Annotated in this window: 14 protein-coding genes; 10 read left to right on the forward strand and 4 right to left on the reverse strand. The window is 73.2% G+C overall.

The window, feature by feature from the left end:
- Positions 1-159: 159 nt before the first annotated feature.
- Positions 160-627 carry an RDD family protein gene (locus R4Z62_RS08605; RefSeq protein ID WP_078509958.1) on the reverse strand — a complete coding sequence of 156 codons (468 nt, stop codon included), beginning with the start codon at positions 625-627 and terminating at the stop codon, positions 160-162.
- 207 nt (positions 628-834) lie between these two features.
- On the opposite strand from R4Z62_RS08605, the gene glnA reads away from it, so the two are divergent.
- The gene (glnA, locus tag R4Z62_RS08610) at positions 835-2,244 is read left to right on the forward strand and encodes a type I glutamate--ammonia ligase (protein WP_018567364.1); all 1,410 of its coding nucleotides are present in this window, start codon (positions 835-837) and stop codon (positions 2,242-2,244) included.
- A gap of 142 nt (positions 2,245-2,386) precedes the next feature.
- On the opposite strand, the gene R4Z62_RS08615 is transcribed toward glnA, so the two are convergent.
- Positions 2,387-2,656: a hypothetical protein gene (locus R4Z62_RS08615; RefSeq protein WP_491519463.1), complete on the reverse strand. Its 270-nt coding sequence runs from the start codon at positions 2,654-2,656 to the stop codon at positions 2,387-2,389.
- Positions 2,657-2,906: 250 nt separating this feature from the next.
- Between R4Z62_RS08615 and R4Z62_RS08620 the strand changes: the two genes are divergently transcribed.
- The 4 genes from R4Z62_RS08620 to R4Z62_RS08635 all read left to right on the forward strand — a co-directional run bounded on the left by R4Z62_RS08620 (position 2,907) and on the right by R4Z62_RS08635 (position 6,511).
- On the forward strand, positions 2,907-3,161 hold the full coding sequence (locus tag R4Z62_RS08620) for an SCO2583/SCO2584 N-terminal domain-containing protein (RefSeq protein WP_491519464.1): 255 nt from the start codon (positions 2,907-2,909) through the stop codon (positions 3,159-3,161).
- 86 nt (positions 3,162-3,247) lie between these two features.
- Positions 3,248-4,171, forward strand: coding sequence for a zinc metalloprotease HtpX (gene htpX, locus R4Z62_RS08625; protein WP_491519465.1), 924 nt, complete (start codon positions 3,248-3,250; stop codon positions 4,169-4,171).
- A gap of 2 nt (positions 4,172-4,173) precedes the next feature.
- Positions 4,174-4,758 (forward strand): PspA-associated protein PspAB, encoded by a 585-nt coding sequence (pspAB, locus tag R4Z62_RS08630; RefSeq protein WP_064532716.1) that lies wholly within the window; start codon positions 4,174-4,176, stop codon positions 4,756-4,758.
- Between the two features lie 19 nt (positions 4,759-4,777).
- Positions 4,778-6,511 carry an alpha/beta fold hydrolase gene (locus R4Z62_RS08635; protein ID WP_491519466.1) on the forward strand — a complete coding sequence of 578 codons (1,734 nt, stop codon included), beginning with the start codon at positions 4,778-4,780 and terminating at the stop codon, positions 6,509-6,511.
- Between the two features lie 87 nt (positions 6,512-6,598).
- On the opposite strand, the gene R4Z62_RS08640 is transcribed toward R4Z62_RS08635, so the two are convergent.
- Together R4Z62_RS08640 and R4Z62_RS08645 are read right to left on the reverse strand one after the other, a co-directional pair.
- Positions 6,599-6,910 carry a hypothetical protein gene (locus tag R4Z62_RS08640; protein ID WP_382852388.1) on the reverse strand — a complete coding sequence of 104 codons (312 nt, stop codon included), beginning with the start codon at positions 6,908-6,910 and terminating at the stop codon, positions 6,599-6,601.
- A 205-nt stretch (positions 6,911-7,115) separates the two neighbouring features.
- Positions 7,116-8,006: a polysaccharide deacetylase family protein gene (locus tag R4Z62_RS08645; protein WP_355485514.1), complete on the reverse strand. Its 891-nt coding sequence runs from the start codon at positions 8,004-8,006 to the stop codon at positions 7,116-7,118.
- Positions 8,007-8,160: 154 nt separating this feature from the next.
- Here R4Z62_RS08645 and R4Z62_RS08650 point away from each other — a divergent pair, with 154 nt between their 5' ends.
- The 5 genes from R4Z62_RS08650 to R4Z62_RS08670 all read left to right on the forward strand — a co-directional run bounded on the left by R4Z62_RS08650 (position 8,161) and on the right by R4Z62_RS08670 (position 11,878).
- Positions 8,161-8,523: an arsenate reductase family protein gene (locus R4Z62_RS08650; RefSeq protein ID WP_491519467.1), complete on the forward strand. Its 363-nt coding sequence runs from the start codon at positions 8,161-8,163 to the stop codon at positions 8,521-8,523.
- Positions 8,524-8,736: 213 nt separating this feature from the next.
- On the forward strand, positions 8,737-9,765 hold the full coding sequence (glnII, locus tag R4Z62_RS08655; RefSeq protein WP_355485512.1) for a glutamine synthetase: 1,029 nt from the start codon (positions 8,737-8,739) through the stop codon (positions 9,763-9,765).
- A gap of 211 nt (positions 9,766-9,976) precedes the next feature.
- Positions 9,977-10,120: a hypothetical protein gene (locus R4Z62_RS08660; RefSeq protein WP_158679335.1), complete on the forward strand. Its 144-nt coding sequence runs from the start codon at positions 9,977-9,979 to the stop codon at positions 10,118-10,120.
- 6 nt (positions 10,121-10,126) lie between these two features.
- A complete protein-coding gene (locus R4Z62_RS08665) occupies positions 10,127-10,780 on the forward strand; it encodes a winged helix-turn-helix domain-containing protein (protein WP_064532725.1) in 654 nt (217 codons plus the stop codon).
- Positions 10,781-10,867: 87 nt separating this feature from the next.
- Positions 10,868-11,878 carry an SDR family oxidoreductase gene (locus R4Z62_RS08670; protein ID WP_491519468.1) on the forward strand — a complete coding sequence of 337 codons (1,011 nt, stop codon included), beginning with the start codon at positions 10,868-10,870 and terminating at the stop codon, positions 11,876-11,878.
- Positions 11,879-11,955 lie beyond the last annotated feature (77 nt).

Genomic DNA, 11,955 nt, shown 5'->3' on the forward strand with positions numbered 1-11,955 from the left:
GTACGAGCGGACAGCGTACGAGCGACGTACGACGAGAGGGGCGCCCGGAGTGATCCGGGCGCCCCTCTCGTCGTCGTTGCCGTGCCGCCTTGGGCGGGCCGCGGCCGCCGGGGCTCTACAGCCCCACAGCCCCCACAGCCCCCACAGCCCCCACAGCCCCTACAGCCGGACCTCGACCGTGCCCGCGAGCCGGTCGTGCAGGCCACGGCCGTCGCGGTCCCAGATCAGCGCCGGGAGGGCCAGGAAGAGCAGCACCGTGCGCAGCAGGGCGCGCAGCGGCTGGACGCGGCCGGTGCCGAGGGCGACCACCCGCAGCCCGAGCAGCCGCTTGCCGGGGGTGCAGCCGACCGTGCCGAGGGTGAGCACCATCAGCACGAGGAGGATGAGCGGGCCCCACACCTGGGCCGCCTCGTTGTAACTGTCGGCGATGAGGCCGTATGCGATCAGGAGGCACAGGCCCCAGTCGACGGCCAGGGCGGCGAGCCGCCTGCCCGGCCGGGCGATCGAGCCGGGGCCCTGCTCCGGCAGTCCGAGCTGTTCACCCCGGTAACCGAAGTCGGCGCCCGCGTCCTCCATGGCCGCGCGCGGTCCGGAGAGCCACGATCCCACTGCTTGCCTGTTGTCCACCCGTCCACGGTACTGCGAGGCTGGAAGGAGGACGGCCGCCGGGGTGTCCACGGACGTGACCCCGCCCCGGCCGGTTAACTTCTGCGAAACAAATGGGTCACGCCCGGGAAATCACCCGTCCCTAGGGTCGAGGCACCGTGTGCCACCGCACTGGCCGCACGCACGATCTACCACCCCGGCGGGACGGTCGGGAGTAGGAGGAGCTGGATGTTCCAGAACGCCGACGAGGCCAAGAAGTTCATCGCGGACGAGGACGTCAAGTTCGTCGACGTCCGCTTCTGCGACCTGCCGGGCGTCATGCAGCACTTCACGTTGCCCGCCGATGCGTTCGACCCCGATGACGAGCAGGCGTTCGACGGATCCTCGATCCGCGGCTTCCAGGCCATCCACGAGTCGGACATGTCCCTGCGTCCCGACCTGTCCACCGCGCGGCTGGACCCGTTCCGCCGGGACAAGACCCTCAACATCAACTTCTTCATCCACGACCCGATCACGGGCGAGCAGTACTCCCGTGACCCGCGCAACGTGGCGAAGAAGGCCGAGGCGTACCTGGCGTCCACCGGGATCGCCGACACCGCGTTCTTCGGCCCCGAGGCCGAGTTCTACGTCTTCGACTCCGTGCGCTTCCGCACCGCCGAGAACGAGTCCTTCTACCACATCGACTCCGAGGCGGGCGCCTGGAACACCGGCGCGCTGGAGGACAACCGCGGGTACAAGGTCCGCTACAAGGGCGGCTACTTCCCGGTCCCGCCCGTCGACCACTTCGCCGACCTGCGCGCCGAGATCTCCCTGGAGCTGGAGCGGTCCGGCCTGAAGGTCGAGCGCCAGCACCACGAGGTGGGCACCGCGGGCCAGGCGGAGATCAACTACAAGTTCAACACGCTGCTCGCCGCCGCCGACGACCTCCAGCTCTTCAAGTACATCGTGAAGAACGTCGCCTGGCGCAACGGCAAGACCGCGACCTTCATGCCGAAGCCGATCTTCGGCGACAACGGCTCGGGCATGCACGTGCACCAGTCGCTGTGGAGCAACGGCGACCCGCTGTTCTACGACGAGGCCGGTTACGCGGGCCTGTCGGACACCGCCCGCTACTACATCGGCGGCATCCTCAAGCACGCCCCGTCGCTGCTGGCCTTCACCAACCCGACGGTGAACTCCTACCACCGCCTGGTGCCGGGCTTCGAGGCCCCGGTGAACCTGGTGTACTCGCAGCGCAACCGCTCCGCCGCGATGCGCATCCCGATCACCGGCTCGAACCCGAAGGCCAAGCGCGTCGAGTTCCGCGCCCCGGACGCCTCCGGCAACCCGTACCTGGCGTTCTCCGCGCTGCTGCTCGCGGGCATCGACGGCATCAAGAACAAGATCGAGCCGGCCGAGCCGATCGACAAGGACCTCTACGAGCTGGCCCCCGAGGAGCACGCGAACGTCGCCCAGGTCCCGACCTCCCTCGGCGCCGTCCTCGACCGCCTGGAGTCCGACCACGAGTTCCTGCTCCAGGGCGACGTGTTCACGCCGGACCTGATCGAGACGTGGATCGACTTCAAGCGCACCAACGAGATCGCCCCGCTCCAGCTCCGCCCGCACCCGCACGAGTTCGAGCTGTACTTCGACGTGTGACCGGCACCGCGCCGCCCGGCGCGACGCCCCATGGAACCGCCCCCCGTGCAGTCCTCGCACGGGGGGCGGTTCCTCGCTTGGGGGGGTTGCCGGTCCTCGGTCCTCGGGATGCCGGTGGGGGGACCCGGACCCGGCGCCGGCGTCACAGCACGATCACGACGACCGAGTTCTGGTTGTAGCCGAAGCCGTACCCGTAGCCGTACCCGGGGCCGTAGAGGGCTCCGCGGTCGCCGCGGCGGCCGTAGCAGTTGCTGCTCCACCAGCCGCAGCTGCCGTGGTCCACGGTGGCCGAGGTGCCGGCCGGTGCCGGGGCCGCCGAGGCGGTGCCCGCCGTGCCGATCGCCGCGCCGCCCGCCAGCAGGACGCCGGCGGTGGACAGGGCGAAGAGTCGCCTCGCGCGTGGTGCTTTCATGGAAAACCTTCCCTTCCACCCGTTCGTGACCGCTGATGCGGCTCCTGGGGTGACGTGACGGAAGGCCGCGGCCGGCCGCAGCGCGCTCACTTGCAACGAGGCTAGCCGCCGCCGCACGACTCAGCATCTTGAGCCGAACGAGGGACATCCCCGTGCAACCTTCCGGCGCCCGGCGGGTCTCCTACTGACGGAGCCACCGACGGCAGAAGTACGGCAAGAACGGCAAGAACGGCAAGAAGGGGTGACGGGCATGGCCGGACACGACGACTTCGAGCGGGAATTCGATCACCGCTGGGCGAGCGCCGCCGAACACAAGGAGCCCTCCGCGCGGGCCCGTATGCTCGCCGCCCGCTGGAAGGACAACCCGCCCGGCCCGGTCCCCTTCCGCGGCGACCCGGACCCCGCCGTCCCCCGCCGCTCCTCCTGGATATCCACCGCCGCCGTCCTCGGCTCCGTGGCCGCCCTGATCGTCCTCATCGGCTACGCCCAGACGCACGGGGTGTAGCGGGCCGCCCGCCGAGCCGCCCCGCAGGTGCACACTGGAGGCGGGAGGGGACTGATCCAAGGTGCCTTTCTGCGGGGTGATGGACGATGCAGAGCCGCTTCCGGAGCGACCGGCGGCTGACCGTGCGCATGGGGCTGACGCTGTTCCTGCTCGGGCTGCTGTACGTGGCGTTCGTGGCCGCGTTGATCGTGTTGCTGAAGTCGTGGGTGCTGGTCGTGGTGATCGCGGCGGGTGTGCTCATCGCCCAGTACTGGTTCTCCGACCGGATCGCGCTGTTCGCGATGCACGGGCGGGTGGTGGAGCCGGAGGAGTTCCCGCAGCTGCACGCGGTGGTCGACCGGCTGTGCGCCATGGCGGACATGCCGAAACCGACGGTCGCCGTGTCCAGCATGGACATGCCGAACGCGTTCGCGACCGGGCGCAACCCGGACAACGCCGTGGTGTGCGTGACCACCGGGCTGCTGCGGCGGCTGGAACCGGGCGAGCTGGAAGGGGTCCTCGCGCACGAGCTGTCGCATGTGGCGCACAAGGACGTCGCGGTGATCACGGTCGCCTCCTTCCTCGGGGTGCTCGCGGGGCTGGTGGTCCGGTTCGCGTTCTACTCGGAGCTGCTGGGCGGGCGGGGCCGCAAGGACCAGAACACGCTGGCCGTGTTCGCCGTGGTGATGGGGGTGTCGGCGGCCGTATACGCGATCAGCTTCCTGCTGATCCGGGCGCTGTCGCGGTACCGGGAGCTGGCGGCCGACCGGGCGGCGGCCCTGCTGACCGGGCGGCCCTCCGCGCTGGCCTCGGCGCTGACGAAGGTCACCGGTGACATCGCCCGGATCCCCTCGGAGGACCTGCGCACGGCCCAGGCCTTCAACGCGTTCTACTTCACCCCGGCGCTGGGCTCCGACCCCGGCATCGCCCGGCTCTTCTCCACCCACCCGAGCCTGGAGCAGCGGCTGGCCCAGCTGGGGCGGATCTCCGCCGAGCTGGGCGAGGCCGCGGCGCCGGGGAAGGCGGGCTGAGGATGGGCCTCCTGGACATCCTGCTCGGCCGCAGCAGGCCCGCCCCGCCCGACCTGGACCAGCTCTTCGCGCTGCCGTCCGCCGCGGTGACGCTCCAGGCGGCGACCGGCTTCACCCCGACCGGGCAGGGCGCGGTGTGCTTCGCCACGGTCGAGGGCGCGGCCTTCGAGCAGACCCACCGCGAGGTCCAGGCGCTCCTGGACGCGGACACCGACCGCACCGGGCCGCCGGTGGAGCTGTCCCGGGACTCCTACGGCTACTCCTGGCTGGTCTCCCACCGCGCCCCGGACCAGCTGCCCGACCTGGTCAACGACCTGCACGCCGTGAACAGCGCCCTGGAGGTCAACGGCTTCGGACCCCAGCTGCTGTGCTCGCTCGCCGGATTCACCGACGGCACCGGCCGCCCGCTCGCGCTGGTGTACCTGTACAAGCGGGGCAGCTTCTATCCGTTCGCCCCGCTGCCCGGCCGGGAGCGGCGGCGCGACAACGCCCTGGAGATCCAGGTGAAGGCCGCCCTCGCCGGTGATCTGCGGATCGAGCAGGATCTGAGCCGCTGGTTCCCGGTATGGGGCGCGCCGGGGCTGTGAACCGTGCGTGAATGGCGGGATGCCTGATCCGCACCGTCCCTCCCGCGTCCCGGACCCGTACGCCCTGCCCGGTCCCCCGCCCGGTTCCGCCGGCCCCCTCGGCGCCGTCACCGCCTTCGTCCAGGAGTACGACGGCGAGGCGCTCAGCGGGGTCCACGCCCACGCCGGTGCCGTACCCGGGCGGCCCACGGCCGTGCTGCTGCACGGTGCCGGCACCGGTTGCGCGGCGCGGCTGCGGCCGCTGTTCGGCGAGTTCGCCGCGCACGGCTGCCCGGTGCTCGCCTTCGACTTCTCCGGGCACGGCTCCAGCAGCGGCGCGCTGAGCGAGCTGACCCTGCGGCGGCGCTTCGAGCAGGCGGTCGCGGTGATCGACGCGTGGGTGCCGCGGGGCGGGCCGCTGGTGCTGGTGGGCTTCAGCATGAGCGGGCAGACCGCGGCCGACCTGGCACGGCACTACGGGGACCGGGTGGCCGGGCTGGGCCTGTGCGCGCCCGCCGTCTACGCCGCCGAGGCGTGGGACGTGCCGTTCGGCACCGGGGACGGCGCCTTCAGCGAGATCATCCGCCGTCCCGGCTCCTGGCGCGCCTCCCCCGCTCTGGACGCGCTGCGCGCCTACGAGGGCCGGGCGGTGCTCGCCGTGCCCGGCACCGACGACGTCATCCCGGCCGAGGTCACCGAGGCCGTGCAGGACGCCCTGGCCGCCCGCGCCCGGTCGACCCGCCTCGACGTGCCCGGCGCCGGGCACCGGCTGGGCGAGTGGTTCCACGACCACGCCGGGGACCGGCGGGACTTCGTGAGCGCGGTGCTCGCCGGGCCGGACGGCCGCGGCTGGAGCGCGACCAAGGCTTGGGTGGCCCGGCAGCTCCCGCCGGGCCGTTCGGTGCGTACCGCCGGGCTGCTGCGGGGCGGGTCCACCTCGCAGATGCGGGCGCTCACCCTGGACGACGGCGGCGCCCTGGTGCTGCGTACGGTCGTCCGGCCGTTCTTCCGCCGGCACGCTCCCGCGCTGCTCGCCCGTGAGGCGGCGGTCCTGGCGCTGCTGGCCGGAGAGGCGGGCGTCCCGGCGCCGGAACCGGTCGCCGTGGACGCCGCCGCCGAGCACTGCGACCATCCGAGTCTGCTGATGTCGGCGCTGCCGGGCCGGGTGCGGGTGGACGAGCCGGACCCGGCCGAGCTGGGGCGGCGCCTGGAGCTGCTGGCGGCGCAGCTCGTCCGCGTCCACGCCGTCGTACCGCGGGCGCCGCACGAGCGGCCGCGGACCTACGAGGCGTGGACACCGCCGGAGCGGGTGCGGGTCCGGCCGGGCGAGCTGTGGGAGCGGGCGGTGCGGGTGCTGCGCCGCGAGCCGCCGGCGTACGAGGGCTGCTTCCTGCACCGGGACTTCCATCCGGGGAACGTGCTGTTCACCGGGGCGGGCCCGGACCTGCGGATCAGCGGGGTCGTCGACTGGGTGGAGACGTCCTGGGGCCCCGCCGATCTCGACGTGGCGCACTGCGCGACCGCGCTGGCGCTGCTGCACGGCCCCGGACACGGGCTCGCCTTCGCGGACCGTTACGAGGCGCACGGCGGACGCCGTCTGGCCCGGGGCCGCGACCAGTTGTACTGGCGGCTGCTCGACGCGCTGCACTACGCGCCCGGCACGGACCGGCTCGCCGGGCCCTGGCGCGAGCTGGGCCGCACCGACCTCACGCCCGCGGTGCTGGGCGACCGGCTGGAGGCGTATGTCGCCGGGCTGCTGAAGCGGTACGGCTGAGCCGCCCGCCCGGCGCGCCCCGTGCCCCGCCGCGCACCGGGTGCCCCGCTCGCGCGCGGCACCCGGTGGCGGCCGGTCCGGGCCCGGTCAGCGGGCGTAGCGCATCAGGGCGCGGACCATGTGGCAGGTGGTGGCGGACGGCGGGTGGACGCCGATGAGTTCGGCGGTGGCGCCTATCGTCTCGTCGCGGGCCTGGCCCGGCTGGATCCCGGAGTCGAGCAGGGCGATGGCGAGCCGCATCGCCTTCAGACGGCGGTTGTGCGTGACGTACCACTCGCGCGGGCGGCCGGGCGGCAGCGGGCGCTTGTGCACGGGCGCGTAGGGCTGGTCGAGCAGGACGGGACGCTTGGCGGTGGACTGGGTCGGCAACGGCTTCGGCTTCAGTGTGGCGGCGGACACCGGCATCCTCCTGTCGCGAGGGGGGGCGCCGGCCGGGGACCGAGACCCCGGTGACGCCCTCGAACACTGACTCCATTCTACCGCCGGGCACTGACAACGGCAGGGTTGCGGAACCGTGTAAAGCCCCAGGTGGGCAGGGAAATTGTTGCCGCGTCACCCGCGGTTCGCCCGGGGCGCGCGGGACGGGAGAAAATCGAACAGAGGCTTACTGGGCGGGCGGCTGGATGTAGTCCTCCAGGCGGGCCACGGTGAAGCCCTGCTCCTGGATGCGCTCCAGCATGTTGGCGAACATCGTCGTCATGGTCGTGCCCTTGAGCTCGGAAGGGCCGCGGAAGTGGGCCAGGATGATGTCGCCGGGGCGCAGCTTCTTGTCCGCGGTCTGGTACTGCATGTTGCGGATCTGCATGGACTCCCGCCACCAGACGATCGCGCGGGGCCCGCACGCGCTCACCGCCGCCTTGGTGTCGGCGTTGTAGGCGCCGTAGGGCGGCCGGAACAGCAGCGGAGCGGTGCCGTACTGCTGGGTGAGGATCTTCTGGTCGCCGCAGATCTCCTGCTTCTGGCGGGACAGCGGGAGGGTGTTCATGACGGGGTGGTGCAGGGTGTGGTTCTGGATGTGGTTGCCCATCTCCTGCAACGGCTTGAAATACGCGTAGTCCGACTTGGCCGCGTCGTTCATCAGGAACATCGAGACCGGCACCTTCAGGTCCCGCATCATCCGGATGAACTTGGGGTCCTTCTCCTGCCCGTCGTCCAGCGTGATGAAGACGATCTTCTGCGAGGTCGGTATGTGGGTGAGGACCGGGACGGTGCCGTGCGCGGAGAGCTTGACGGGCTTGTCGGCCGGGGGCGCGGGGGCCGCGGGCAGGGGCTTGAGCCCCCACTTGTGCCAGGCGGCGGCTTCGGCCGCGGTGTCCTGGTGGGCGCCGGCCGTGGGCGAGGGACCGCGCGTGGCGCCCGTGGATGCGGTGGAGCCGCCCGGTTCGCCGCCTGCGTCCCCGCTGCCGCCCGTGCCGCAGCCGCCGGCCGTCAGCGCCAGGACGGCCGTGCCCGCCAGCGCCCCGTAGAACCTGCCTGCCCTGCTGTGCCGCTTCACCGCGCCGTTCTCCCTCTGCTGTGCGTACGAATGCCGTACGGGCATCCGTGAGGAAGACGAGTCGTACGCGCGTGCGGTGCCGTTTCCGGCCACCCGAACCGTACGGAGGCCCGTCGGCGGGTCCGCCGGAGACGGCGGCGGCTACCGTGGCCGCATGGAGATCTGGATCAATCCGGCCTGCTCGAAGTGCCGCGGCGCGATCGGCGTGCTGGACGCCGAGGGCGCCGAGTACACCGTGCGCCGCTACCTGGAGGACGTACCGACCGAGGACGAGATCCGGACGGTGCTGGCCCGGCTCGGGCTCGAACCGTGGGACATCACCCGCACCCAGGAGGCCGCCGCGAAGGAGCTGAGCCTGAAGGACTGGCCGCGCGAGGACGCCGCGCGCGGGCGCTGGATCGCCGCGCTGGCCGCGCACCCGAAGCTGATCCAGCGGCCGATCATCACCGCCGACGACGGCACGGCGGTGGTGGGGCGGACCGAGGAGGCGGTCCGGGACGCGCTCGGCCGGGGCTGACGGGCCGGGCGGCGGCCGGTTCGGAGGCGCGGACGCGCCGCCGCTCCCGCGGTAACACGGGGTTCACACTCGGGCAACGGCCGGGAAACCGGCTGTTGACAGGCTGCGGGCATCCACCGCGACGCACCGGTGCCGCCGCCCCGCCAGGGCGGCCCGGCGGCACCGCACCGCACCGCGCGTGCACCCGTGACACCCCGAAGGATGTGGCCCCCCGTGAGCTTCAAGGCTGAGTACATCTGGATCGACGGCACCGCGCCGACGGCCAAGCTGCGTTCCAAGACGAAGATCCTCAGCGACGACGCCCAGGGGACCGAGCTGCCGCTGTGGGGCTTCGACGGGTCCTCCACCAACCAGGCCGAGGGCCACTCCTCCGACTGCGTGCTCAGGCCGGTCTTCTCCTGCCCCGACCCGATCCGCGGCGGCGCCGACCTGCTCGTCCTGTGCGAGGTCCTCGACACCGACCTCACCCCGCACGTGTCCAACACCCGCGCCGCGCTCGCCGGCACCGCCGAGCGGTTCGCCGCGCAGGAGCCGGTCTTCGGCATCGAGCAGGAGTACACCTTCTTCAAGGGCTCGCGCCCGCTCGGCTTCCCCGAGGGCGGCTTCCCGGCCGCGCAGGGCGGCTACTACTGCGGGGTCGGCTCCGACGAGATCTTCGGCCGCGACGTGGTCGAGGCCCACCTGGAGAACTGCCTCAAGGCGGGCCTGGACATCTCCGGGATCAACGCCGAGGTCATGCCGGGCCAGTGGGAGTTCCAGGTCGGCCCGCTCGCCCCGCTGGAGGTCGCCGACCAGCTCTGGGTGGCCCGCTGGCTGCTCTACCGCACCGCCGAGGACTTCGGCGTCTCCGCGACCCTGGACCCCAAGCCGGTCAAGGGCGACTGGAACGGCGCGGGCGCGCACACCAACTTCTCCACCCGGGCGATGCGCGAGGGCTACGAGGCGATCGTCACCGCGTGCGAGGCGCTAGGCGAGGGCTCCAAGCCGCTGGACCACGTGAAGAACTACGGCGCGGGCATCGACGACCGGCTCACCGGTCTGCACGAGACCGCCCCCTGGGACACCTACCGCTACGGCGTCTCCGACCGCGGCGCCTCGGTGCGCATCCCCTGGCAGGTCGAGAAGGACGGCAAGGGCTACATCGAGGACCGCCGCCCGAACGCCAACGTCGACCCGTACGTCGTGACGCGGCTGCTCGTCGACACCTGCTGCGCGGCGCTGGAGAAGGCCGGCCAGGTCTGACCCGTACGGCAGACCCGGGGCGTCCACCGCACGGTGGGCGCCCCTCGTGCTATCCGGGAAACCGTCCGAGCAGTGAGAGGAGGGTCCTGTCCGGGCGCGGCGTCTGCTTCAATGGAGCCATGGCCAGCTTCCAGAAGTGCAGCGCGACGGGTCGCCATGACCTCGAGCCCTTCTGGCCTTCCCGTCAGCACCACGACTTCGACCGGGTGTGTTGCCGCGCGACGATCGCGCGGGCCCTGTAGAGCCGTACACCCCGGTCTCCGGCCAGCGCACCACGACGTACGTCCCCGGCGCCCGCGACCACGAACTCGCCGCCGCCGTCCCGACCGACGAACTCGACGCGCGAAAGAGCTGACCTCTCATGGCGACCTCCCGTTCCCTGACCACCGCCGCCCTGCCCGCCGCCCTTCCCGCCTCTTCCGGATCCGCCGCCTCCCCCGCCTCCCCCGCGCCCGCCGCCCGGCACCGGCTGCGGGCCGTGGACCGGGACGAGGTCGTGGACGTGACGGAGTTCCTGCCGCCGGGCGCCACCTGGCTGCCGGCCCCGCAGCACACCCTGCCCGCCCTGCCGGGCCGCCCGCCGATGATCGGCTACCTGGTGCTGGTCCCGGCCGACCAGCAGCCGCCGTTCCCGCCGGTGGCCGTGCCCGACCGCCCGCAGGCGGCCCCGGTGACGGCCGGTGGGGGCACCGGTACCGCCGCCGCGGACTCCGCGGGCGGCGATCCGCTGGTCCGGGTGGACACCGCACGGCGGGTCGCCGCGGTCGGCGGACGCGAACTCGACCTCACCTACCTGGAGTTCGAGCTGCTCGCGCATCTCGTCGCGCATCCGCACCGGGTGCACACCCGCGACCAGCTCGTCACCACGGTGTGGGGCTACGGCCACGTGGGCGACGGCCGCACCGTGGACGTGCACGTGGCCCGGCTGCGCCGCAAGCTCGGCGCCGAACACCGCGCCGCCATCCAGACGGTGCGCCGGGTGGGCTACAAGTACGCGCCGCCGAGCGGCCGTTGACCGGCCGCTGACCGGCCGGGACGCGCCCGCTCTGCCGACAGCAGAGCCCTGTTCCCTCCCCCGGCCGGACCGGGCACAGTCACCGGTATGAGACTTCTGGTGCTGGGTGGTTCGGATTTCGCGGGGCGGGCCGTCGTCGAGGCGGCGGCAGGGCGCGGCTGGGACGTGACGGTCCTGAACCGGGGGCGGCGGCCGACCGCCGCCCCCGGGGTGCGGTCGCTCGTCGGCGACCGCACCGCGCCCGACGGTCTTGCCGCCCTCGCCGCGGACGACGGGGAGTGGGACGCGGTCGTCGACACCTGGTCGGCCGGGCCCCGCCCGGTCCGCGACGCGGCGCGGCTGCTGCGGGGCCGCGCCGGGCGGTACGTGTACGTCTCGACGTGCTCGGTGTACGCCTGGGCGCCGCCCGCCGGGTACACCGAGGCGGCGCCGCTGGTGGAGGGCGCCGACCCGGACGCGGACGGCACCGACTACGCCCGCGACAAGCTGGGCGCCGAACTGGCGGTGACCGGCGCGTTCGGCGCCGGTGACTCCGTGCTGGTGCGCTCGGGGCTGATCCTCGGCCCGTACGAGAACATCGGCAGGCTGCCCTGGTGGCTCGGCCGGATCGCGCGCGGCGGGCCCGTCCTGGCGCCGGGACCGCGCGAGCTGCCGTTGCAGTACGTCGACGTGCGCGACCTGGCCGCGTGGATCCTCGGCTCGGTGGAGCGGGAGCTGAGCGGGCCGTACAACCTGATGAGCCCGCAGGGGCACGCCACCATGGGCGAGCTGCTGGACGCCTGCGCCGCGGTGACCGGCTCGGGTGCCGAGCTGCGCTGGACCGATCCGGAGACGGTCCTCGGCGCGGGCATCGAGCCGTGGACCCAGCTGCCGGTGTGGACGCCCCCGGGCAGCGCGGAGCACGACGCCCTGCACGCCGCCGACGTCTCCCGGGCGGTCGCGGCCGGACTGCGCTGCCGCCCGGTCGCCGAGACGGTCGCCGACACCTGGCGGTGGCTGTGCGACACCGGCGGCGTCGCCCCCCAGCGCCCGGACCGGCCCCCGGTGGGCCTGGACCCCGAGGTGGAGGCGAAGGTGCTGGGCCTCGGGCGGCCCTGACACCGCGAGGGTGGTGCCGGCGACACCCCTCGTCCGGGGGCCCGGCCCCGTGACGGCCGCCGTCGCGCCGGGCGAGA

This window comes from Streptomyces sp. PL-25 (assembly GCF_058344915.1).